This is a genomic window from Micromonospora sp. WMMD967, assembly GCF_029626165.1.
GTDB lineage: Bacteria > Actinomycetota > Actinomycetes > Mycobacteriales > Micromonosporaceae > Micromonospora > Micromonospora taraxaci.
Genome location: NZ_JARUBK010000001.1, coordinates 2,026,812 through 2,049,212, shown reverse-complemented (window position 1 = coordinate 2,049,212; position 22,401 = coordinate 2,026,812). Strand labels below are relative to the sequence as shown.

The following is a 22,401-nucleotide window of genomic DNA, read 5'->3' as shown; positions in this document are numbered from 1 at the left end:
CGGCCGCGGTGGAGGCGACGGGTTAGCGGAGGGTTTTTTGGAGGGCTGCTTCCTTGGTGGCTACCAGCTCCTCCAACTCCCGCTGGTAGGTCGCCATCCTGGTGCGCAACCCCTCGTCGGAGGCGCCGAGGATCCGTACGGCGAGCAGGCCGGCGTTGCGCGCGTTGCCGATCGACACGGTGGCGACCGGAACCCCGGCCGGCATCTGCACGATGGACAGCAGCGAGTCCATGCCGTCGAGGTGCTTCAGCGGCACCGGTACGCCGATCACCGGCAGTGGCGTCACCGAGGCCACCATGCCCGGCAGCGCGGCGGCACCGCCCGCCCCGGCGATGATCACCTTGACGCCACGGTCGGCGGCGTCGCGGCCGTACTCGATCATCGCGACCGGCGTCCGGTGCGCCGAGACCACCCGCACCTCGTACGACACGCCGAAGTCGTCAAGCACCTCGGCGGCGGCCCGCATGGTCGGCCAGTCCGAGTCACTGCCCATGATCAACCCGACGGTGCTCACCGCGGCCCTCTCCTCGTTCCCGTTCACTCGTGGCCCTCGCGCAACCAGCGTGCGGCGCGTGCCGCCCGGGCCCGGAGGTCTTCCAGGTCATCGCCGAGCACCGTGACGTGCCCGATCTTCCGGCCCGGTCGCACCTGCTTGCCGTAGAGGTGCACCTTTGCGCCCGGCTCGGCGGCGAAAAGGTGGTGCAACCGCTCGTCGATCGACATCCCGCCGGGCTCACCGCCGAGCACGTTCGCCGACACCACCACCGGCGCGGTCAGCGCCGTGTCGCCCATCGGGTAATCCAGAACCGCCCGCACGTGCTGCTCGAACTGGGAGGTCCGGGCACCCTCAATGGTCCAGTGCCCGGAGTTGTGCGGGCGCATCGCCAGCTCGTTGACCACGATGGCGGGACGACCGGCGTCGTCACGGACCTCGAACAGCTCCACGGCCAGCAGACCGATCACACCGAGCGCGGTGGCCAGGTCGATGGCGAGCTGCTGCGCGGAGACCGCCAGCTCCTCGTCCAGGTCAGGCGCCGGGGCCAGCACCTCCACGTTGATGCCGTCGCGCTGCACGGTCTCGACCACCGGGTACGCGGCCACCTGACCGAACGGCGACCGGGCCACCTGCACTGCCAACTCCCGACGCAGCGGCACCCGCTCCTCGACGATCAGCCGGGTGCCACCCGCCAGCAGGGTCTCTGCCAGCTCGGTGGCCTGGGCGGCGTCGTCGACCATCCAGACGCCCCGGCCGTCGTACCCGCCGCGCGCGGCCTTGAGCACCACGGGCCAACCGACCTGCTCGCCGAAACCGACCAGGTCGGCGGGCTCAGCCACCGGCCGCCACGCCGGGTTGGGAGCACCCAGCTCGGTGAGGCGTTCCCGCATCACCTGCTTGTCCTGGGCGTGCAGCAGCGCGTCCGCCGGCGGGTAGAGGGTCACCCCTTCGGCCGCCAGCGTGCGGATGTGCTCGGAGGGCACATGCTCGTGGTCGAAGGTGACGACGTCGCAGCCCTTGGCGAAGGTACGCAGGGCGGCCAGGTCGGTGTGATCGCCGTACTGGACGTCGGCGGCGACCAGCGCCGCGCCGTCGTCAGGGGCGGTCGCGAGCACACGCAGTGACTGGCCGAGGGCGATCGCGGCCTGGTGGGTCATCCGGGCCAACTGGCCGCCACCCACCATGCCGACAACAGGCAGTCCGGTACGGGAATCCATAGCGCGGCCAGCCTATCCGGGCCCTCGGCACGCCTCCCCGGAGGGCTGGGCGACCCTGCGGCGGGCGCCCCGGCCGGACACCGGCATGGCGCACCGACGACTACCGGGTGCTACCCAGCTCGGCGACCAACCCCTCGACGGAGGTGACCGGCCGTTGACAGACGAAACCCCGGCAGACGTACGCGGCGGACCGGCCGTCGACCAGCGGACGGTCGGCGAGCAGCGGCACACCGGCCTGGTCCGGGCGGCCGGCGACCACCACCGCCCCGGGCGGGGCGTACCGACGGGCAGCGGCCACCAGGGGGTCGCCCGTCGGGTCCTCGGTGACGACGGCGATCTCGTACGGCCCGGAGAGCAACGCCTCGCCGGTCATGGCCGCGTACCCGGTGAACCGGGGGTGCCGCCCGACGATCGGCGCGACGGTGGCGAGCGCCGCCTCGGCGGCCTCCCGGTAGCGGGTCTCCCCGGTCAGGGCCGAGTACGCGACGAGCCCGGCGATCAACGCCGACCGGCCGGAGGGGGTGGCGTTGTCGGTCGGGTCGGCGGGTCGGGCGACCAGCCGCTCGGCGTCGTCGGCGGTGTCGTAGAAGGCGCCACCGGGTGCGGCGAAGCGCGCCAGCGCGGTGTCCAGCAGCTCGCCGGCCAGCGTCAGCCAGCGCCCCTCGCCGGTGAGCTGGTGCAGCGCGCAGAAGGCCTCGGCCACACTGCCGTAGTCCTCCAGGACACCGGCCGGCTCGCCGACGGTGCCGTCCCGGGAGACCCGGCGCAGCCGGCCGTCCACCAGGTGCACGGTGGCCAGGTGCTCGGCGGCCTGACGCATCGCCCCGTCGGCGACGATGGTCACGCCGTCCATCAGGTTGGCGTCCTCGTCCTGCGGAGACGCGTACAGGGCGGCGACCTGCTGGAACTCGGCGATGGCGGTGATCGCCAGCCCGTTCCAGGCGGCCACCACCTTGTCGTCGCGGGCCGGCTGCGGGCGCGTGTCCCGGGCCGCGAGCAGCCGTCCCACCACCTGCTGCCAGCGGGCGCGGACCTCGGGCCCGGCGTCGTCCACGTCCCGGGCGAGCCGCAGCACGCTCATGCCTTTCTCGAAGGTTCCCTCGTCGGTCACCGCGAACAGATCGGCGGCCCACCTACCGTCCTCCTCGCCCAACGCCTCCACGAGCTGCGCGGGCGTCCAGGCGTAGGTCAGGCCCTCGACGCCCTCGGTGTCGGCGTCCAGCGCGGACGCGAAGCCCTCGCCCGGCCGGTGCAGCTCGTCGGCGAGGAACCGGGCGGTGTCCCGGGCGACACGGCGGGCCAGCGGGTCACCGGTGAGCCGCCACAGCTGCGTGTAGAGACGGAGCAGGAGCGCGTTGTCGTAGAGCATCTTCTCGAAGTGCGGCACCGTCCAGTGCGCGTCCACCGAGTAGCGGGCGAAGCCGCCGGCGAGCTGGTCGTAGATGCCACCCCGGGCCATCGCCTCGGCGGTGTGCCGGGTGATCTCCAGGCTCTCTGGGTCACCGGTGCGCTGGTGGTGGCGCAGCAGGAAGAGCAGGTTCATGTGCGGCGGGAACTTCGGGGCACCGCCGAAGCCGCCGTTCGTCGCGTCGTACTCCTTGGCCAGTTGGCCGGCCGCGGCGTCGAGCAGCGGCGCGTCCAGCGGGGCGGTGGGGCCGCCCACGGCCTGCGCGCCGCCGATCGCCTTGACCACGGCGGCGCCCTGGCGCACCACGGCCTCACGCTGCTCCCGCCAGGCGGTGGTGACCGACTGGAGCAACTGGACGAAGTTGGCCTTCGGGAAGTAGGTGCCGCAGAAGAACGGGGTGCCGTCCGGGGTGGCGAAGACGGTCATCGGCCAGCCGCCCTGGCCGGTCATCGCCTGGGTCGCGGTCATGTAGATCGCGTCGACGTCCGGGCGCTCCTCGCGATCCACCTTGATCGACACGAAGTTGTCGTTCAGCAAGGCCCCGACCTGCTCGTTCTCGAACGACTCGTGGGCCATCACGTGACACCAGTGGCAGGCCGCGTAACCCACCGAGATGAGTACGGGGACGTCGCGCCGTTTCGCCTCGGCGAACGCCTCATCGGACCACTGCCACCAGTCGACCGGGTTGTCGGCGTGCTGGAGGAGGTACGGACTTGTGGCGTCGGCGAGTCGGTTCACCCGACGACCATAACCACCCCCGCTCGGGCGTGCCCGGCGGTCAGGAGGCGCCGTCGGCGCGGAGGCGGAACACGTTCGACTCCGCCGAGTCGCGCAGCGACCCCAGCACCGCGCCGATCTTGTCCGCCGGCATGGGCTTGAAGAAGTGGTAGCCCTGCGCGGAGGTGCAGCCCAGCTCGGCCAGGGCCATCCGCTGCTCGGCGGTCTCCACCCCCTCGGCGACCACGCGCAGCCCCAACTCGTGGGCGAGACCCACCGTCGTGCGGACGATCGCCGCCGCCTCCGGCGAATCCGCCATCCTGATCACGAACGAGCGGTCCACCTTCAACTCGTCCACGGCGATCCGGGTGAGGAAGGTCAGCGACGAGAAACCGGTGCCGAAGTCGTCCACAGCGAGTTGCACACCCATCGACCGGAGAGTGGCCAGCACCTCGTCGATGACCTCCAACTCGCTCATCACCACCGTCTCGGTGATCTCCAGGACGAGCCGGTGCGGTGGCACCTGGTGTCGGCGCAGCGCGTCGGCGATCTCCGAGGGCAGCCGGCGGTCCAGCAGGCTGCGTGCCGACAGGTTGACCGAGATCGGGACGTCCAACCCCTCCCGGGCCCAGCCGGCGGCCACACCGAGCGCCTTGTCCAGCACGTAGCGGGTGAAGGTGCCGAGCTGCTCGCTGTTCTCCACCGGCCGGATGAAGTCGGCCGGGTTCAGCCACCCACGCCGGGGATGCTGCCAGCGGATCAGCGCCTCCACGCCGGTCGGCGCACCAGTGGTCAGGTCGACCGCCGGTTGCAACGCCAGCACCAGCTGGTCGTCGACAGTCAACGCCTCGCGAAGCTCGGCCAGCAGGGCGAGCTGGTCGGTGCTGGCCGCGTCGCGGCTGCCGTCGTACGCGGCGACGTTGCCGCCGCCCTCCTTGGCCTGGTACATCGCGATGTCGGCCCGGCGCAGCAGCTCGGTCAGGTCGGCGGTGCCGGCGTCGGCCACCACCACACCGACGGAAACCTCGATCGACATCCGGACGCCGGCGACCTCGGTCGGCGCGGCCAGCCGTTCGGCGATCTCCCGGGCCTGGCGCAACGCGTGGGCCATCGGGGCGGCCCGGTCGCCGAGCACCGGCACCGCGGTGAGGAGCAGGGCGAACTCGTCACCGCCGAGGCGGCCGAGCAGGTCGCCGGGGCGAACCAGCGTGTCGAGCCGGTTCGCGGTCAGCCGCAGCAACTGGTCGCCCGCCGCATGACCGAGGGTGTCGTTGACTTCCTTGAACTGGTTGATGTCCAGCAGCAACAACGCCACCGGGTGATCGTGCGCGAGCTGCCGTAGCGACTGGTCGCCCTTGCCGAGCATCGCCGCCCGGTTGACCAACCCGGTGAGCGGATCGTGCACCGCCTCGTACGACGACCGGGCGGTCACCAACCGCAGCTCCCGGTGAGTCGCGGCGTCGTGCAGGGCGGCAGCGAGCGCGTCGCCGAACGCGGCCACGGCGTCGCGTTCCCGGGCGGCGGGCGGGGCGGAGCGGGGAAACCGCACCCGCAGTCGACCGACCGGGGCGGCGCCGACCGACAGTTCGCGGATCAGCTCGTGCTCGTCCGGCTCCGTCTCCTCCGGTGGGTCCGTCTCACGGTCGGCCGTCTGACCGCTGGCGTCGCCCCGGTACCGGTGCCACCGGCCGTCGGCCCGGGCCACGTCGACGTCCACCAGTTCGGCGTTGAACAGCGTCAGCGCACCGGTGACCGCCGCGCTCGCCACCCCCCGCTCGTCGAGCTGGTTGAGGGCGGCGGTGGCCTCGGCGAAGGCCCTCCAGGTGCGGCGCTCCAGATCGGAGCGCAACCGGTAACGGTAGGTCTGCTGGAGCAGCCAGAGCAGCGGCGGCAGCAACAGCAACCAGCGCGGGTCGAGCTCCAGCAGAGCGATCACCACGAGGCCGACCGCCACGTTGCCGACGAACATCAGCAGCTTGCCGCGCAACGCGGCGAGCAGCGGCGGCCCGATCGGCAGGCCGTGCCGCAGGCCCAGGGTCACCCCTCCGAGCCAGGCGGTCACCAGCAGATAGGTCACCGACCCGGCGAGCACAGCCAGCGCCAGCATCGGGGTGGGCGGGGAGAGCAGTGGCCGCCCGAGCGCCGTGGTCACGGAGACGGCCAGCGCTGACGCGGCGGTCAGCGACGCGGCGATCCGGACGATCTCCAGGACCGGGCGGCGGTCGTTGTGCAGGGAGAGCACCGTCCAGGCCAGCCCGGTGCCCAGCAGTGTGGCGGACGGGAGCCAGCCGGCCGGGGTCAGATAGAGGCAGACGATCAGCGCCGCCTCACCCCAGGTGATGCTGACCATGCCGGCGGCCGAACGGAACCGGAGCCGGGCCAGCTGGGCGAGGCCGAGGACGGCGACCGCGATGCCGAAGCGGGCCGGACCGCCGAGCGGGTCGTCGGCCGGTAGCCGGGCCGGGAGGCTCAACCCCACCGTGGCGGCGACGACGGCGGTCAGCGTGACGGCGGCGGTGAGCACGAGTAACCGGCCCGGGGTGCCCCGCACCCCGAGCCGGTCGAACGAGTCGTTGGCTGGACCGGAGGTCATCGACCTCCCCCGTCAGCCGACCGACCGAGGTTGCGGCGGGCGGCCGGTGCTGTGCTGGTCATCGGCGCCCCCTCCCGCACACGGCTCGGAGACTTTTGGTCCCCCGGCGGAAGGCTAAGCCAAACCGGGTGGTCGCAACAGGGGGCGACCACCCGGTTCAGCGTGATTCATGGGGCGACTATCCGTTCCGGTGCTGCTGGTGCCCGTTGGGAGCGGGCGTGGATGAATCACGCCCCCCGGTCCCGTCTGTCGGATCGACGACTGACGCATCGGCCCTGGTCGGGTCGGTCGACCCCGTCTGCCGCGGGAACTGGTCCGGCAGGCGACGCAACCGAGAGTTCATGTTGCGGATCAGCAGGATGGTCGCGGTGGCCAGCAGCAGGATGAGGAACAGGCCCATCGGGCCGGCCAGACCACCCGTGCGGGTGTCCCCGAAGTTGTTCTCCGCGAGCACCTGGGCAGCGGTCAGCATGGCGTTCCTCCGATGTGCGGTTGGTAACCAGGGTAGACCCGGCCGGAATCAGCGTGCGTGCGCCGTCTCCCGCACCCCGGCGAAGAGATCGGACTCGGGCAGCGGGCTGTCGACCATCGAGCGGGCCAGCTCGTAGTCCTCGGTCGGCCAGGCACGCTTCTGGAGCTCCATCGGCACGTGGAACCAGAAGCCGTCCGGGTCGACCTGGGTGGCGTGGGCGCGCAGCGCGTCGTCGCGGACCGGGAAGTATTCGGCGCACTCGACCCGGGTGGTGATCCGGGGACCCTTGTCGGGCCGGTCCTCCCACCGCTTGAGCCACTCCTCGTACGGCGACTCCAAGCCCGCGGCCAGCATGCCCTCGTGCAGGGCCATGATCTTGCCCTTGGAGAACCCGATGTCGTAGTAGAGCTTCAACGGCTGCCAGGGGGCGCCCAGCTCCGGGTAGCGCTCCGGGTCGCCGGCGGCCTCGAAGGCAGCCACGCTCACCTTGTGGCACATGATGTGGTCGGGGTGCGGGTAGCCGCCCTCTTCGTCGTACGTGGTGACCACGTGCGGACGGAACTCGCGCATCAACCGCACCAGGGGCCCGGCGGCCACCTCGACGTCCTGCAGGGCGAAACAACCCTCGGGCAGCGGCGGCAGCGGGTCACCCTCGGGCAGGCCGGAGTCGACGAAGCCGAGCCAGGCCTGGTCGATGCCGAGGATCGCCCGCGCGGCGTCCATCTCGGCACGCCGGATGTCGGCGATGTTGGCCCACACGTCGGGTCGGTCGAGCTTGGGGTTGAGCACGCTCCCGCGCTCGCCGCCCGTGCACGTCACGACCAGGACGTCCACCCCCTGTGCGACATATTTCGCCGTCGTCGCCGCGCCCTTGCTCGACTCGTCGTCCGGGTGCGCGTGCACGGCCATGAGACGCAGTTGCTCTGCCAACTTCGGCGCTCCTCGTCTGTGCCGGACGGTGGACCCGACCGGGCTCGACCGGCTGACCTGCCGGGATCTTCCTCACCGCACCCTTGTCGCCGGTCAGCAGCCCGTGCATGACCTGCCATTCCTGCCGCTGGACCGGGTGGGAGGATGGGACTCTGCCATTCTTGCCGATGCCGCCGACAACAACGCCAGGAGATACCCGCCGGTGACCGAGACGCACGCCACAATTTCATCAGGCGCGCCGGTTTTTCCGGCCGGGCGCTACGGCCGTCGCCGGGCACCGGGCGGACGGCGGCGACGCACACTGCTGGCCGCACTGGTGCTGCTGGCGCTCGTGGGGACGCTGACCGTGATCTCCGTACGGCTCTACCGCCAGTACGGCGACCCGGTCTACGACGCCCAGGTGATCACTTATACCGACATCACCGACAACCAGGTGCTTGTCGACTTCCGGGTGACGGTGCCGTCGGGTGGATCGGCGGTCTGCGTCCTACGTGCGCGGGACCGCGCGGGTGCCGAGGTGGCCCGGGAAGAGGTCACGGTGACCGCCCAGCCGGGCGACCGGCACGTGACGACCCGACACCGCCTCGCCACCACCGCACGGCCGTTCATCGGCGAGGTCCTGCGCTGCCGTCCCCCGGCCTGAACTGCGGAAACAACCCTTTCCGCAGCGGCAGCGGCCCCTCTACGCGCCGTGTCGGATCCAGGCACCGGCGGTGATGGCCGGCACGCTGTGTCGTACCGCACTGGTAACTTGGTAGTTCACCTGTCAGCCAGCCACGCACAACTGAGGAGAACGCCTGTGTCCACTGGCAACGAGGCGCCCGCCACCTGGCTGTCGCAGGACGCGTACGACCGCCTCCAGGCCGAGCTCGACGAGCACATCGCCAACCGTCCGGCCATCGCCGCCGAGATCAACGCGCGGCGCGAGGAGGGCGACCTGCGGGAAAACGGTGGCTACCACGCCGCCCGCGAGGAGCAGGGCAAGGCCGAAGGTCGCATCCGCTACCTGACGGAGCTGCTGCGCACCGCCAAGGTCGGCGAGGCGCCGACGGCGGACGCGGTCTCCCCCGGCATGGTCGTGACGATCTACTTCGACGACGACACCGACGACACCGAGACCTTCCTGCTCGGCTCGCGGGAGATCGCCGCCACCACCGACCTGACCGTCTACAGCCCCGAGTCGGCGCTGGGCAAGGCGATCCTGGGCGGCCGGGCCGGGCAGACCTGCACCTACACGGCACCGAGTGGCGCCGACATCAAGGTGACAGTGGTCAGCTTCGAGCCGTTCTCCGGCTGACGTCGCCGGCCGATCCTCAAACGCGCACTTCCCGAGCGTGACACCCACAGGTGTCACGCCTCGGCCGCGAAGACCACCTGGTAGCCGCTGGCCCGCAACGCGCTGATCAGCGTGTCCGAGTGCTCCACGCCACGGGTCTCGACCGACAACGCCACCTCCACCTCACCGAGGCCGAGGTGGGGGTTGGCCCGCTGGTGCTCCACGTCCACGACGTTGGCCCGGTGCTCGGCGATCTGGCTGAGCAACGACGCGAGCTGCCCCGGCCGGTCCGAACAGCGCACCGTCACCCGCAGGTAGCGACCCGCGGCGGCCAGCCCGTGCTCGATCACCCGCATCATCAGCAACGGGTCGATGTTGCCACCGGAGAGCACCGCGACCGTCGGCGTCTCCACCTCGACGACGCCCGCGAGCAGCGCGGCGACACCGACCGCCCCGGCCGGCTCGACAACCTGCTTGCCGCGTTCCAGCAACATCAACAGGGCGCGGGAGATGTCCTCCTCGGACACCGTGACCACCTCGTCGACCAGTTTGCGCACGTGGTTGAAGGTGATCTCCCCCGGCCGGCCGACAGCGATGCCGTCGGCGATGGTGGCGAAGGTGGGCAGCCGGACCGGCTCGCCGGCCACCAGTGAGGGCGGGAACGCCGCCGCACCGGCCGCCTGGACGCCGATGATCCGCACCTCCGGCCGCAACGCCTTCGCGGCCACCGCCATGCCGGAGATCAGACCGCCGCCGCCGACCCCGGTGATGATCGTCTTCACGTCCGGGCACTGTTCGAGGATCTCCAGCGCGACGGTCCCCTGGCCGGCGATCACGTCCGGATGGTCGAAGGGGTGGATCAGCACCGCGCCGGTCCGCTCGGCGTACGTGTGGGCGGCGACCAACGACTCGTCGACGGTGTTGCCTGCCAACTCGACCTGCGCGCCGTACCCCTTGGTGGCCGCCACCTTCGGCAGCGGCGCGTTGATCGGCATGAAGACGGTGGCGTGCGTGCCGACCAGGCCGGCGGCGAGGGCCACGCCCTGTGCGTGGTTTCCGGCGCTCGCCGCGACCACGCCGCGCTCCCGCTCCGCCGCCGACAGGCGGGAGATCCGCACGTACGCGCCCCGCACCTTGTACGAGCCGGCACGCTGCACGTTCTCGCACTTCAGCCAGGTCGGCCCGCCCAGCGCCGCGCTCAGCGGACGCGAGGGTTCCAGCGGGGTGGTCCGGGTGACGCCAGCGAGCAACTCCCGTGCGGCGCGCACGTCGTCGAGACCGACCAGTTCCGTCATGCCCCGATCGTGCCACCCGCCCTCGGAGCCCTCGGCGGCGACACCGGCCCGATCACCACGACATCGGCGATGTGGCGGTATACATCCCACCTCGATACAGCAACATCCGCGATCTCGAGTCGATCATCAGGCGGGGCGGCCGATCATGCGACGGCCGGCGACCCCGTTCCGATCCGGGGGTAGCCGGGAGCGTGACGCGCCCAGGGGGCGGCCATCTCGAACTGGCCGGCGACACCGAGCAGCAGCAACTCCGAGCCGGGCGGACCGACCAGTTGCACAGCGACCGGCAGACCATCCGGGCGCCGACCCACTGGTACGACCACCGCCGGCAGGCCGGCGACGTTCCACGGTGCGGCGTACGGGGCGTACCGGATGTTGGCCGTCATGTTCGCCCGCCACGACCGCTCGGACCAGCGCGCGGCCTCCGGCGGCGCGGTGGCCAACGCCGGGGTGAGGAGCAGGTCGACGGAGTGGTCGCCGAAGAAGTCGACCGACCGTTGCCGCCACGCCGCCCGGTCGGCCTCCCGCACGTAACCGCGGCGCTGCGCCCACTCGCCCAGCGCGACGTGCCGCCGGGTACGGCGTTGCAGGCCACGCCGGTCCAGCCCGGACGCCCGGACGTCGGTGGCGGCCGCGGCGAACCACGTGGCGATGCCCTGCAGGCCGAGGGCGGTGGGGTACACCGGATCGGCCGGCACCGTGTCGTGCCCGGCGGCGGCGAGGAGCCGGCCGGCGGCGGCCACCGCGTCGCGGTTGGGTTCGTCGGGTGTGACACCCCGCACCGGGGATCGCAACGAGACGCCCACCCGCAGCCGCTGCGGCGGGACCAGCTTCTCGGGACGGCGACCGGCGAGGACCGAGAAGCCGACCGCCGCGTCGGCCACGGTGCTGGTCAGCATGCCGTGTTCGGTGAGGCCGAACCAGTCGTCCGCACCGAGCTGGCAGGGCACCACGCCCCGACCAGGCTTGAGCCCGACCAGGCCGCAGCAGGCCGCGGGGATCCGGATCGAGCCGAGACCGTCGTTACCGTGCGCGATCGGCACCAGCCCCGCGGCCACCGCGGCGGCTGCGCCGCCGGAGGAGCCACCGGGGGTACGCGTGCTGTCCCACGGATTGCGGGTCACCGCGCTGTCGTCGTCGGTGAGCGCCCACAGCCCCAGCTCCGGCATCCGGGTCACACCCAGGATCACCGCGCCCGCGCCGCGCAGCCGACGCACCACCTCGTGGTCGGCCTCCGCGACGTCGGTGCGGGCGGCCGTCGACCCGTTCCAGGTGGGCAGACCGGCGACCGGGGTGTTCTCCTTCACCGCCACCGGAACCCCCGCCAGCGGCAGGTTGGCGAGGTCCTCCTGCTCGTCGACCTTCTCCGCCTCGGTGATCGCCTCGCCGCCGCGAACGGCCCGGAACGCGGCCAGCTCACGGTCGGCTCGGGAGATGTACTCGAGGTGATCGGCGACGACCTGGGTGGCCGAGACGTCACCCCGGCGTACGCCCCGGGCGATCTGCTTGGCGGTCGCCCCGACCCAGGTCGCCATGATGTCCTGCACGGCCATCCTCCCCAGCGGTCAGCCCAGTGCCTGCTCCAGATCGGCGAGCAGGTCGTCGACCGTCTCGATGCCGACAGACAGTCGCACGAGATCGCCGGGAACTTCAAGCGGCGAGCCGGCAGCACTTGCGTGTGTCATGCGGCCGGGGTGCTCGATCAGGGACTCCACGCCGCCCAGCGACTCGGCGAGCACGAAGAGCTTGGTGCGGTTGCAGATCTCGACCGCGTGGTCCTCACCGCCGGAGGCGCGGAACGAGATCATGCCGCCGAACCGGCGCATCTGCTTCGCGGCCACCTCGTGACCGGGGTGCGAGGGCAGCCCGGGGTAGATCACCTGGGCCACCTTGGCGTGCCCGTCGAGGTACGCGGCAAGCCGCTCGGCGTTGTCGCAGTGCCGGTCCATGCGTACCCCGAGGGTCTTGATGCCGCGCAGCGTGAGCCAGGCGTCGAAGGGGCCGTTGATCGCGCCCATCGCGTTCTGGTGGTAGCGCAGTTCCTCGCCGAGCCCGGCGTCGGCGACGACGAGCGCCCCACCGACCACGTCGGAGTGCCCGCCGATGTACTTGGTGGTGGAGTGCACCACGACGTCCGCGCCGTGCGCGATCGGCTGTTGCAGGTACGGCGAGGCGAAGGTGTTGTCCACGACGAGCAGCGCGCCCGCGTCGTGTGCCACGGCGGCCAGGGCGGCGATGTCGGCGATGCCGAGCAACGGGTTGGTCGGCGTCTCCAGCCAGACGATCTTCGTGCGGCCGGGCTGGACGGCGGCCCGGATCGCGTCCGGGTCGGAGACCTTAGCCGGGGTGAACTCCAGGCCCCAGCGCTGGGCGACACGGGCGAAGAGCCGGTAGGTGCCGCCGTACGCGTCGTCGGGGATCACGACGTGGTCGCCGGGCTGGCACACGGCCCGCAGCAGGGTGTCCTCCGCGGCCAGGCCACTGGCGAAGGCCAGCCCCACCGGCCCACCCTCCAGCGCCGCCAGGCACTCCTGGAGCGCGTCACGGGTCGGGTTGCCCGAGCGGCTGTACTCGTAGCCGAGCCGGGGCGCGCCGACGGCGTCCTGCGCGTACGTGCTGGTCTGGTAGATCGGTGGGATCACCGCACCGGTGCGGGCCTCAGGGTCCTGGCCGGCGTGGATGGCGAGCGTCTCGAAGCCGTGGTTCATGGTGTGAGGCTAGTGCCCCGTCCCGAGGGCTGGAACGGAACCCGCGCTCCCGGGCGGGGCCGGACCGTCTGGCCCGGCCCCGCGCTCGGGAAGGCGGTCAGGCGGCCGGGACGGGCAGGACGTGCAGGGTCGCCGGACGTGCCCCGGTCCAGTCCGAGGTGACCGCGTAGACCCGGGCTCCGTTCGGGGACCAGGCCAGCCCTCCGGCGCTGAGCTCGTCGCCCAACTCGTAGCGGGCCAGTTCGGTGCCGTCGACGCTGAACAGGAAGACGTCCGGGTCGTACGCGGCATCGGCGCCGGCGGCGATCTGGGTGCCGGTACGCGACACCTCGACGGCACGCGGATAGGGACCGGTGGCGTACGTCGCGGTGGGGCTGGTGATGTCGGCGAACGGGAACGCCTGCACCAGCGGCGGGGAGCCGGCAGCCGTGTACAGGGTGGCGCCGGTCGGGTCCAGGGCGATGTCACGCAGGTTGCTGCCGACGGCCGAGAACTGATTGGTCCGCAGCAGGGTCAGTGCTCCGGCGGTGCTGATGCCGTAGGCGTACACCGACGCCGGACTCAGCGACGCCTGCCCGGCGAGCAGCACCGACCGGTTCTGACTGGCGGCCGCCAGCAGTGGCGCGTTGTAGAAGTCCTCGTCCGCGACCCCGGTGCTGAGCCGGGCCGGCTGACGGCCCAGGTCGATCCGGCCGATGTTGCCACCCCACTGGTCGCATCCGTAGCCGAACCACAGGTAGCGCCCGGTGAGCGCCAGCGACGACGGGCACTCGCCCTCGCCGGTGTCGTAGCGGGCCGACTCGACGAGCGAACCGGTGTCGAAGGCGGCGATGGCGTTGGCTGTCGGCAGCGCCACGTAGAGGGTCCGCCGGTCGGCGCTGAGCAGCAGGTCGGTGGGGCCGGGAAGGTCGGACAGGGTGCCGACGATCACGCCGGCCGCGCTGGTCACGACGACGTCGGTGGCGAAACGGCCGCCGCTGACGAAGACCCGGTCACCGGCCGACACCACGTCCGCCACAGTGCTCAGCGGCAGCGGCAGCGGGGTCGCGGTCGGCGCGGCGGCGGCCAGGGCCTGCCCCGGGACCCCGCCGGTGAGCAGACCGGCGGTCAACGCCGCCGCGGCCAGACTGATGCTTCTTCTGAGGTGCAAGGTTCGTCCTTTCGGAGCTTCGCCACAGCACGTCCCCCCGTGCTGATCGATTCACGTAGATGGGTACCACAGTCGGGCCGCACGTAGGGGGCAGCGTGTCCCGCGAGGTAGCGGCATAGCCTGTGCCGATGAGCGGTTGCGTGTTCTGCGGGATCGTGGCGGGTGAGGTCCCGGCGTTCCGGGTGGCCGACACAACGGACGGGGTGGCGTTCCTGGACACCCGACCGGTGTTCAAGGGGCACGTGCTGGTGGTCCCCCGGGTGCACCTGGTGGCCCTGACCGATCTGCCGTCCGACCTGCTGCCGGGCTACTTCGCGCTGGTCCAACGCCTGGCGCTGGCCGTGGAGTCCGGTCTGGGGGCTGGCGGGACGTTCGTGGCGATGAACAACAAGGTGTCGCAGTCCGTCCCACACCTGCACACCCACGTGGTGCCACGGACCAGGGGCGACGGGCTGCGCGGATTCTTCTGGCCGCGTACCCGCTACGAGGACGACACCGAGGCCCAGACCTACGCGGGGCGGGTCGCCGCCGCGCTCTGAGGCGCGGCCTGACTCACACTCGCGCGGGTAAGGAAGGTGGACCCACCGGTGTTGCACGCTGCGAGAGGTACGAGAGGAGATCCCCACGTGTTTTTGCGCCGTATGAACGCCGAGATGGTTTCGCCCGACCAGGCCCTTCCGGGCCGTCCGATCGCCATGCCGGTCGCTGACCGCCACGAGGTGCTGGGCACCCCGTTGAAGGGCCCGTTCCCGGAGGGCCTCCAGGTTGCGGTCTTCGGTATGGGCTGTTTCTGGGGCGCCGAGCGGCTGTTCTGGACGCTGCCCGGTGTCTACACGACCTCCGCCGGCTACGCGGGTGGCATCACCAAGAACCCGACGTACGAGGAGACGTGTTCCGGCCGCACCGGGCACGCCGAGGTCGTCCAGGTGGTGTACGACCCCAGCAAGATCAATTATGAGGACCTGCTGAAGGTCTTCTGGGAGAACCACGACCCGACCCAGGGCATGCGCCAGGGCAACGACGTGGGCACCCAGTACCGGTCGGCGATCTACACGACCACCGACGAGCAGCGGGCCATCGCGGAGTCGTCCCGGGACGCGTTCCAGCCGATCGTGACGCGGGCCGGCAAGGGTGAGATCACCACCGAGATCGCCCCGCTCGGCAGCTACTACTTCGCCGAGGACTACCACCAGCAGTACCTCGCCCCGACCAAGAACCCGAACGGGTACTGCAACCACGGCCCGAACGGGCTGAGCTGCCCGGTCGGTGTGGCGCGCGTCGGCGGCTGACCACCATTGCGTCACCTGGCAAGGCCACTGGGTTTCGCACCCGGTGGCCTTGTTCTCGTTTCGGTGGCGGTGGTCGTCAGCGTCGTGCGTCTGGACCGGTCTCGTACGCGCAGGGAGACGAGCATCTACCACCGGTCGCGTCTTCCACGATGAGCGCCGAGGCGTCCGCGTCAAGCTAGTAGCGCTGCCCCGGCTGGACAAGCACGGGCCGCCGCAAAACCAGCGGCGCACCGCCGCCCGGGCTCACCTCGGAAATGATCGTCAGCCGCTCTGCGCGCGTCTCGCCTGCCATCGGGCAACGATAGTCCGGGCAGCGTTCTCTACGTCTCAGCGACGTACACGCCCGACCCCCGAACGCCGACCACGATCCCCCGCGCTTTCAACCCCTCGACGGCGCGCGCCACAGTGCGCCGGGCCGAGCCATATTCATCGGCCAGCGCGTCGTACGTCGGGAGGCGCTGCCCGCGCGGAAACTCGCCAGCGCCGATGCGACGCAGCAGATCAGCTTCGATCTCATGCGCGGTGTGGGGTATCGGCACGCACACAGGCTGCGCCTACCCACAGCAGAGACTACTTACACCCATTGCCCTACTGGCACTACTGGCACTACTGTCGAATCTGCGCGGTGGGTAGTGGATCTGGGATCGGTGCCTGTCGCTGCACCAAGGGGCGTCCGCCGGTCTCGCCGATCATGTGGGCGCCCCTCATATGGCAAGGAGTAGCGATGTTCAGTGCGCGGGCAGAGGGCAATCAGCCGGTGCGGGTGCCCATTGAGCTAGAGGTGTCGACATGGAGCGTCGTCGTCACCGGCCGAGTTACGTGCGGCAAATGCTGGCGGGCGCTACGGATAGACACAGCCACCACACCCGGCGAGATTGCCGAAGTCGTCGGTGACCACCAGGAACGCTGCGCGCGGACGTCGCTACGCCCGGCACCCTAGCTTGGACCGGGGCCGCCTGCGCTGACTCGTCCTCGGCCAGGCCTAGCACCGGTAGCGCCGCCTGATCGCCGCCGTGAGCGCTTCGCTGAGCTGGCCAGTCATTCCCGTTCGGCCCTGTGATCGAAATCCGTTGCCGAGGGCGGCGAGAACTCGATAGCGTGGCCGTACACGTGAAAGGAGGTGGTCCAGACTTGTATAGCAATCGGACTCGTGAGGTGGCTGTCAGCTAGCCGCTGTCCTCGACAGTGATCGGTCCGCCAACAGGCGGGCACCAGCACCATCGTCGAGACCGTGTGGCAGCGGTGCGGCGAATTCCAGACAGCCACCCGACCCCCGGGGTGCCGGCCAAGTCCAGCCGGCCCGTGCGCGAGCGCGGAGCGCCCCGGGGGTCGCTCCATCTCCGGAGGCCCGCCGATGTCGATGCGCGAACTGGTGGTGCTGGGGACGGCCAGCCAGGCACCGACGCGGCGACGCAACCACAACGGGTACGTGCTGCGCTGGGACGACGAGGTGATCCTCTTCGACCCGGGTGAGGGCAGCCAGCGTCAACTCCTGCACACCACGGTCACCGCCAGCGACCTCACCCGCATCTGCGTCACCCACTTCCACGGCGACCACTGCCTCGGCCTGCCCGGCACCATCCAGCGCCTCTCCCTGGACCGGGTGCCGCACCCGGTCGCTGTGCACTTTCCCGCCGGGGGCGCCGAATACTTCGCCCGGCTGCGGCACGCGACCTCCTTCTACGAGACCGCCGAACTGCGGGTCGAACCGATCGAGGCGGACGGGCAACGGATCGCCCTGTCGTGCGGCACGCTGGAGGCACGCCGGCTACGACACCCCATCGAGACGTACGGCTACCGGCTGGTCGAGCCGGACGGCCACCGGATGCTGCCGGAGAAGCTGGCCGCGTACGGCATCGCCGGGCCGGCCGTCGGTGAGCTGATCCGCGTCGGCCACCTGGACCTCGACGGGCGTCGCGTCACGCGCGACGAGGTCAGCGAACCCCGGCACGGGCAGCGCTTCGCGTTCGTGATGGACACCGGCCTCTGCGACGGGGTGTACGCGCTCGCCGAGCACGCCGACCTGCTGGTCATCGAGTCGACCTTCCTGGAGTCGGAGGCCGCGCTCGCCGCCGAGGTCGGCCACCTCACCGCGGCGCAGGCTGCCCGGGTGGCGACCGAGTCCGGGGTACGCCGGCTCGTGCTCACCCACTTCTCCCAGCGCTACCCCGACCCGCGCCGGTTCCACGACGAGGCACGCGAGCACTTCGACGGTGACCTGATCATCGCGGAGGATCTGACCACGGTGCAGCTCCCACCCCGCCGGGTAGCCTCGGCCGGGTGACCGTCACGCTCCGCTCCGCGACCGGCGACGACCTGATGGCGGTGGGTGCCCTGCACCAGCGCTCCCGGGTCGCCGCGTACTCCGCCTTCCTCCCGGTCGAAGCCCTGGCCGACCCGACACCGGAGGCGATGGGGCGGTACTGGGTCGAACGGTGGGGCTGGGAACGGGACACCCACCGGATGACGGTGGCCGAGCGGGCCGGGGTGCTGGCCGGGTTCAGCCACCTGGGCCCGGACGACGAGGACGACCCCGCCACCGGGCTGCTCAACGCGATCCACCTCGACCCGCGCGAGCAGGGCCGGGGCGTCGGTCGCGCGCTGATGGTGGACGCCCTGGACGCCATGCGGGCCAGAGGTTGGCGTCGCGCGGTGCTCTGGGTGCTCCGGGACAACACCCACGCCCGCTCCTTCTACGAGCGCGGCGGCTGGACGTCCACGGGCATCGAGCGCGAGGAACACATCGGCACGGCCCTCACCCCGCAGGTCCGCTACACCCGTCCCCTCTGAACTGCCCGACCCGGCAGCGGGCCGACGTAGGGTGCCCGGTCCTCACCAGCGGGCGGGCACAGCAGTGGCGGAGACAGGGCTTGTTTCCGGGTCGATGTGCTGTTGAGCGATATACCTCAGAGTCATAAGTATGACTCTGAGGTATATCGCTCATTGCTGCATCCGCCCCCGGCGAACGTGACCGACGGTCACCGCCGGCCACGGCTGTGACCACAGCCGTGGCCAGGGCCGGAACGTACTCGTCTAGTGGGCTCCCAGGTGGGCCAGGAGGTCCTGGCGGGTCAGGACACCCTTGGGCTTGCCGTCGACCAGGACGAGGGCCGCGTCGGACTTCTCCAGCAGCCCGACCGCCTCGCTCACCGGCTGACCACCACCGATCATCGGCAGCGGGTCGCCCATGTGCCGCTCGATCGTGTCGTGCAGGTGGGCCTGGCCGGTGAAGAGAGCGTCGAGCAGGTCCCGCTCGGCGATCGAGCCGGCGACCTCGCCGGTCACCACCGGCGGCTCGGCCTTCAGCACCGGCAGCTGCGAGACGCCGTACTCGCGCATGTAGTCGATCGCGTCGCGAACCGTCTCGGTCGGGTGCACGTGCACCAGCTCGGGCAGCCCGCCCGGCTTGCTGGCCAGAGCGTCGGCCACCGTCGGCTCCGCGCCCGAGTTGTCGAGGAAGCCGTACCGGGCCATCCACGAGTCGTTGAAGATCTTCGACAGGTAACCCCGGCCGCCGTCCGGCAGCAGCACCACCACCACGTCATCCGGGCCGGCCTTGCGGGCGACCTCCAGCGCGGCGACCACTGCCATCCCGCAGGAGCCGCCGACCAGCAGCCCCTCCTCGCGGGCCAGCCGCCGGGTCATCTCGAAGGACGCCTTGTCGGAGACCTCGACGATCTCGTCCGCGACACCCCGGTCGTACGTCTCCGGCCAGAAGTCCTCGCCGACGCCCTCCACCAGGTACGGACGGCCGGTGCCGCCGGAGTAGACCGAACCCTCCGGGTCCGCCCCGATGATGCGGACCCGACCCTCGGACGCCTCCTTGAGGTACCGCCCGATGCCGGAGATCGTGCCGCCGGTGCCGACGCCCGCCACGAAGTGGGTGAGACCACCCTCGGTCTGCTTCCACAGCTCCGGGCCGGTGGTCTCGTAGTGCGAGCGCGGGTTGGCCGGGTTGCTGTACTGGTTGGGCTTCCAGGCGCCGGGGATCTCCCGGGTCAGCCGGTCGGACACGTTGTAGTACGAGCGCGGGTCCTCCGGGGCGACAGCGGTCGGGCAGACCACCACCTCGGCGCCGTACGCCCGGAGCACGTCCTGCTTGTCCTGGCTGACCTTGTCCGGGCAGACGAAGACGCACCGGTAGCCCTTGAGCTGGGCCACCAGGGCCAGCCCGACACCGGTGTTGCCGCTGGTCGGCTCGACGATGGTGCCGCCGGGCTTGAGCAGGCCGGCGGCCTCGGCGTCCTCCACCATCCGCAGCGCGATCCGGTCCTTCACCGAGCCGCCCGGGTTGACGTACTCCACCTTGGCAAGCACGGTGGCCTGGATGCCCTCGGTGACGTTACGCAGACGTACCAGCGGGGTGTTGCCGATCATGTCGACGACGTTGTCGTAGTACTGCACGGTGTGCCCTTCGTTGCGGCGCCGGCGACGGCGGCCGGGCAGACGTTTACTCGCGCCCAGCGTACGTGCCGTCAGGGCACGAGCCCCCCGGGGATGACGGAGCTGCGGCGGCCTTCCCACTCCAGGAAGCGGTCGGTCTCGGCGAGCACGCTGCCGGCCAACCAGGTGATCATGACCGCGTCGTCGGCGAGCCCGAAGATGGCCAGCGGGATCTCCGGGAGCAGGTCGATCGGCGAGACGATGTACGCCGTGGCCGCTGTCATCAGGGCCAGCCGGAGGCCGCCGTCGTACTCCCCCTTGGTGGTGGCCCGGATCATCCGGGGCAGCGCGGCCAGGCGGGTGCCCAACGACGGCCCACCCCGGGCCCCGGACGCCAGTGCCCGCGCCAGTGCCGCGAACGCCGCGCTCCGCTTCAGTGTCTTCCCCATCGTCGTGCTCCTCTCCGCCGGATCAGCGTGGCGGGTCCGCGCAAGTCGGCCGGCCTCTCCTGGACAGATACCCCGTCGCGTCGGTTTCCAGGCACCCGGCTGCCGTCACGACGACAGCGGCGTGTCGGCCCGGCGCGATAATGTCGCGGTATGGGGGTGGCTGATTCCGTCGTACCCACTGGTGCGAGATGGCGACAGGCCCGGCGGGTGGCCCGCCTGGTGGCCATCGGCACGGGTGCCACAGCGGCGGCCGCGGTGGCTACCGGCGGGGTGCTGCTCGGCCAGGCTCGGCAGGCTCGACGCACCATCCCGATGGCCGAGGCGCCGCCCCCGCGCTGCGACGGCATGTACGGCGCGAAGTTCCCCGGCCCCGCGCTCACCATGGTCGTGCTCGGTGACTCGTCGGCGGCCGGCTACGGGGTGCACCGCCGCCGGGAGACACCCGGGGCACTGCTCGCCACCGGTCTGTCCCGTCGCCTGCAACGGCCGGTGCGGCTGCACCGCTTCGCGGTGGTCGGTGCCATCTCGGCGGCGCTCCGTCACCAGGTGGAGGCGGCGCTGGAGTGCCGACCCGACATCGCGGTGATCCTCATCGGCGGCAACGACATCACCAACCGCACGCCGCGCGGGCTGGCGGTGCGATACCTGGTCGAGGCGGTGCACACCCTCCGCGACGCCGGCTGCGAGGTGGTCGTCGGCACCTGCCCCGACCTGGGCGCGATCCGTCCGATCCAACCGCCGTTGCGATGGTTGGCGCACCGGTGGAGCCGGCAGCTCGCCGCCGCCCAGACGGTAGCCGTGGTCGAGGCGGGCGGTTGGACGGTCTCCCTCGGTGACCTGCTCGGCCCCCGGTTCACCGCCGAGCCGACCCGGATGTTCGCCTGGGACCGATTCCATCCCTCCGCCGAGGGTTACGCGATGGCCGCCGCCGCCCTCCTGCCGACGATGCTGTCCGCGCTCGGCGCTGCGCAGGAAAGACGGGTTACGCCGACCCGGGGCGAGGGCGTACGGTCGCTGCCTGAGGCCGCGCAGGAGGCGGCCCGGCACGCCGGCACGGAGGTCAGCGCCACCCGGGTCCGGGGCCGCGACCGAGGGCCGGCGGGCAGGTGGGCGCAGCTGCGTCGCCGCGCGTTCTTCGGTGTGGGCGCGGCGCCGCAGCACGGGTCCGCCTCGGACACCTCGACAGTGGAGGGACTGGCATGAACGAGCGCACAGTGCGGGGCGTGACCGCCGGCGTCGCCGGCCGGGTGGGCCGGGCGGCGGCGTTCTCGCTGCTCGCCGGCACCGTGGGGGGCGCTGCCGTCCTGGCCGGTGAGGCGTTCGTCGCCCGACACCGTCGGTACGCCCAGCCGGAGCTGGGGCTGGCCCTGCGGGCCACGATCGGCCGGGCCGAGGCTCCGCCGCTGCGGCTGGTGCTGCTCGGTGACTCGTCGGCCCTGGGCGTCGGCGTCGACCGTCTCGAGGACACCATCGGCGGGCAGTTGGCACACCTGCTCGCGGAGGGCCCGACCGGCCGGCGGGTGCACCTGTCCAGCGTCGGTGTCTCCGGTTCCCGCTCGACCGACCTGGCCACCCAAGTGGCCCGGTCCCTGCTCGGTGAGCGGCCGGACGTGGCGCTGATCCTGATCGGCGCCAACGACGCCACCGGGCTGCGCCGGCCCTCCGACGCGGCGGCCTACCTCGGAGCGGCGGTGCACCGGCTGCGGGAGGCGCGGGTCGAGGTGGTCGTCGGCACCTGCCCCGATCTCGGCGCGGTGCGTGCCATCGCCCCTCCGCTGCGCCAGGTGGTCGGCTGGTCCGGCCGGCGGATGGCCCGCGCGCAGACCACTGCCGTGCTCGACGCCGGCGGCTCGGTGGTCGACCTGGCCACCGAGACCGGGCCGGTGTTCCGGGCCGACGCGGGGACGCTCTGCCACGACGGCTTCCACCCCTCCGCCGACGGCTACCGGGTCTGGGCGCACGCGCTGCTGCCCGCCGTCGCCGCCGCCGCGACGGTCGCCACCCGGCGCTAGACCGGC

Annotated in this window: 21 protein-coding genes; 8 read left to right on the top strand and 13 right to left on the bottom strand. The window is 71.7% G+C overall.

Annotated features, from left to right (window positions below):
- Positions 1-22: 22 nt before the first annotated feature.
- The 6 genes from purE to mca form a co-directional block, all read right to left on the bottom strand.
- Positions 23-514 carry a 5-(carboxyamino)imidazole ribonucleotide mutase gene (gene purE, locus O7631_RS09725; RefSeq protein ID WP_278143946.1) on the bottom strand — a complete coding sequence of 164 codons (492 nt, stop codon included), beginning with the start codon at positions 512-514 and terminating at the stop codon, positions 23-25.
- A 23-nt stretch (positions 515-537) separates the two neighbouring features.
- Positions 538-1,713 (bottom strand): 5-(carboxyamino)imidazole ribonucleotide synthase, encoded by a 1,176-nt coding sequence (locus tag O7631_RS09720; RefSeq protein WP_278143945.1) that lies wholly within the window; start codon positions 1,711-1,713, stop codon positions 538-540.
- Between the two features lie 100 nt (positions 1,714-1,813).
- A complete protein-coding gene (locus O7631_RS09715) occupies positions 1,814-3,859 on the bottom strand; it encodes a thioredoxin domain-containing protein (protein ID WP_278143944.1) in 2,046 nt (681 codons plus the stop codon).
- 40 nt (positions 3,860-3,899) lie between these two features.
- On the bottom strand, positions 3,900-6,431 hold the full coding sequence (locus O7631_RS09710; RefSeq protein WP_278143943.1) for a bifunctional diguanylate cyclase/phosphodiesterase: 2,532 nt from the start codon (positions 6,429-6,431) through the stop codon (positions 3,900-3,902).
- 178 nt (positions 6,432-6,609) lie between these two features.
- Positions 6,610-6,903 (bottom strand): hypothetical protein, encoded by a 294-nt coding sequence (locus O7631_RS09705; RefSeq protein ID WP_278143942.1) that lies wholly within the window; start codon positions 6,901-6,903, stop codon positions 6,610-6,612.
- 48 nt (positions 6,904-6,951) lie between these two features.
- The gene (mca, locus tag O7631_RS09700) at positions 6,952-7,833 is read right to left on the bottom strand and encodes a mycothiol conjugate amidase Mca (RefSeq protein ID WP_278143941.1); all 882 of its coding nucleotides are present in this window, start codon (positions 7,831-7,833) and stop codon (positions 6,952-6,954) included.
- A 202-nt stretch (positions 7,834-8,035) separates the two neighbouring features.
- On the opposite strand from mca, the gene O7631_RS09695 reads away from it, so the two are divergent.
- Together O7631_RS09695 and greA are read left to right on the top strand one after the other, a co-directional pair.
- Positions 8,036-8,476: a DUF4307 domain-containing protein gene (locus O7631_RS09695; RefSeq protein ID WP_278143940.1), complete on the top strand. Its 441-nt coding sequence runs from the start codon at positions 8,036-8,038 to the stop codon at positions 8,474-8,476.
- A 156-nt stretch (positions 8,477-8,632) separates the two neighbouring features.
- A complete protein-coding gene (gene greA / locus O7631_RS09690) occupies positions 8,633-9,130 on the top strand; it encodes a transcription elongation factor GreA (protein WP_088986285.1) in 498 nt (165 codons plus the stop codon).
- Between the two features lie 53 nt (positions 9,131-9,183).
- Here greA and ilvA read toward each other — a convergent pair whose 3' ends face one another.
- From ilvA to O7631_RS09670, 4 genes are all read right to left on the bottom strand, one after another.
- Positions 9,184-10,404, bottom strand: coding sequence for a threonine ammonia-lyase (gene ilvA, locus O7631_RS09685; RefSeq protein ID WP_269681083.1), 1,221 nt, complete (start codon positions 10,402-10,404; stop codon positions 9,184-9,186).
- A 143-nt stretch (positions 10,405-10,547) separates the two neighbouring features.
- Positions 10,548-11,957, bottom strand: coding sequence for an amidase family protein (locus O7631_RS09680; protein WP_269681084.1), 1,410 nt, complete (start codon positions 11,955-11,957; stop codon positions 10,548-10,550).
- A 12-nt stretch (positions 11,958-11,969) separates the two neighbouring features.
- Positions 11,970-13,112 (bottom strand): cystathionine gamma-synthase, encoded by a 1,143-nt coding sequence (locus O7631_RS09675; protein WP_145786365.1) that lies wholly within the window; start codon positions 13,110-13,112, stop codon positions 11,970-11,972.
- A 97-nt stretch (positions 13,113-13,209) separates the two neighbouring features.
- Positions 13,210-14,262, bottom strand: a complete 1,053-nt coding sequence (locus O7631_RS09670; protein ID WP_278143939.1) for a hypothetical protein — start codon at positions 14,260-14,262, stop codon at positions 13,210-13,212.
- A gap of 128 nt (positions 14,263-14,390) precedes the next feature.
- Here O7631_RS09670 and O7631_RS09665 point away from each other — a divergent pair, with 128 nt between their 5' ends.
- Both O7631_RS09665 and msrA read left to right on the top strand, forming a co-directional pair.
- Positions 14,391-14,801 carry an HIT family protein gene (locus O7631_RS09665; protein ID WP_278143938.1) on the top strand — a complete coding sequence of 137 codons (411 nt, stop codon included), beginning with the start codon at positions 14,391-14,393 and terminating at the stop codon, positions 14,799-14,801.
- Positions 14,802-14,888: 87 nt separating this feature from the next.
- Positions 14,889-15,551, top strand: coding sequence for a peptide-methionine (S)-S-oxide reductase MsrA (gene msrA, locus O7631_RS09660; RefSeq protein ID WP_278143937.1), 663 nt, complete (start codon positions 14,889-14,891; stop codon positions 15,549-15,551).
- 320 nt (positions 15,552-15,871) lie between these two features.
- Here msrA and O7631_RS09655 read toward each other — a convergent pair whose 3' ends face one another.
- Entirely contained in the window at positions 15,872-16,090 is a 219-nt protein-coding gene (locus O7631_RS09655) for a GntR family transcriptional regulator (RefSeq protein WP_244236286.1), read from the bottom strand.
- Between the two features lie 815 nt (positions 16,091-16,905).
- Between O7631_RS09655 and O7631_RS09650 the strand changes: the two genes are divergently transcribed.
- Positions 16,906-17,835 carry a ribonuclease Z gene (locus O7631_RS09650; RefSeq protein WP_278143936.1) on the top strand — a complete coding sequence of 310 codons (930 nt, stop codon included), beginning with the start codon at positions 16,906-16,908 and terminating at the stop codon, positions 17,833-17,835.
- Positions 17,832-18,341 carry a GNAT family N-acetyltransferase gene (locus O7631_RS09645; RefSeq protein ID WP_278143935.1) on the top strand — a complete coding sequence of 170 codons (510 nt, stop codon included), beginning with the start codon at positions 17,832-17,834 and terminating at the stop codon, positions 18,339-18,341. The genes O7631_RS09650 and O7631_RS09645 overlap by 4 nt, the downstream gene beginning before the upstream one ends.
- A gap of 243 nt (positions 18,342-18,584) precedes the next feature.
- Here the strand turns inward: O7631_RS09645 and O7631_RS09640 are convergent, their stop codons facing one another.
- Positions 18,585-19,955: a cystathionine beta-synthase gene (locus O7631_RS09640; RefSeq protein WP_278143934.1), complete on the bottom strand. Its 1,371-nt coding sequence runs from the start codon at positions 19,953-19,955 to the stop codon at positions 18,585-18,587.
- 71 nt (positions 19,956-20,026) lie between these two features.
- On the bottom strand, positions 20,027-20,383 hold the full coding sequence (locus O7631_RS09635; protein WP_269681092.1) for a YkvA family protein: 357 nt from the start codon (positions 20,381-20,383) through the stop codon (positions 20,027-20,029).
- 150 nt (positions 20,384-20,533) lie between these two features.
- Between O7631_RS09635 and O7631_RS09630 the strand changes: the two genes are divergently transcribed.
- Both O7631_RS09630 and O7631_RS09625 read left to right on the top strand, forming a co-directional pair.
- Positions 20,534-21,586: an SGNH/GDSL hydrolase family protein gene (locus O7631_RS09630; protein ID WP_278143933.1), complete on the top strand. Its 1,053-nt coding sequence runs from the start codon at positions 20,534-20,536 to the stop codon at positions 21,584-21,586.
- Entirely contained in the window at positions 21,583-22,395 is an 813-nt protein-coding gene (locus O7631_RS09625) for an SGNH/GDSL hydrolase family protein (protein WP_278143932.1), read from the top strand. Before O7631_RS09630 ends, O7631_RS09625 begins: the two co-directional genes overlap by 4 nt.
- The last annotated feature ends 6 nt before the right edge of the window (positions 22,396-22,401 follow it).

Excerpts from the sequence above, each read along its gene's own strand:
- O7631_RS09720 (WP_278143945.1), bottom strand. The coding sequence starts at position 1,713 with ATGGATTCCCGTACCGGACTGCCTGTTGTCGGCATGGTGGGTGGCGGC.
- O7631_RS09710 (WP_278143943.1), bottom strand. The coding sequence starts at position 6,431 with ATGACCTCCGGTCCAGCCAACGACTCGTTCGACCGGCTCGGGGTGCGG.
- O7631_RS09705 (WP_278143942.1), bottom strand. The coding sequence starts at position 6,903 with ATGCTGACCGCTGCCCAGGTGCTCGCGGAGAACAACTTCGGGGACACC.
- ilvA (WP_269681083.1), bottom strand. The coding sequence starts at position 10,404 with ATGACGGAACTGGTCGGTCTCGACGACGTGCGCGCCGCACGGGAGTTG.
- O7631_RS09680 (WP_269681084.1), bottom strand. The coding sequence starts at position 11,957 with ATGGCCGTGCAGGACATCATGGCGACCTGGGTCGGGGCGACCGCCAAG.
- O7631_RS09675 (WP_145786365.1), bottom strand. The coding sequence starts at position 13,112 with ATGAACCACGGCTTCGAGACGCTCGCCATCCACGCCGGCCAGGACCCT.
- O7631_RS09665 (WP_278143938.1), top strand. The coding sequence starts at position 14,391 with ATGAGCGGTTGCGTGTTCTGCGGGATCGTGGCGGGTGAGGTCCCGGCG.
- O7631_RS09650 (WP_278143936.1), top strand. The coding sequence starts at position 16,906 with ATGTCGATGCGCGAACTGGTGGTGCTGGGGACGGCCAGCCAGGCACCG.
- O7631_RS09635 (WP_269681092.1), bottom strand. The coding sequence starts at position 20,383 with ATGGGGAAGACACTGAAGCGGAGCGCGGCGTTCGCGGCACTGGCGCGG.
- O7631_RS09630 (WP_278143933.1), top strand. The coding sequence starts at position 20,534 with ATGGGGGTGGCTGATTCCGTCGTACCCACTGGTGCGAGATGGCGACAG.
- O7631_RS09625 (WP_278143932.1), top strand. The coding sequence starts at position 21,583 with ATGAACGAGCGCACAGTGCGGGGCGTGACCGCCGGCGTCGCCGGCCGG.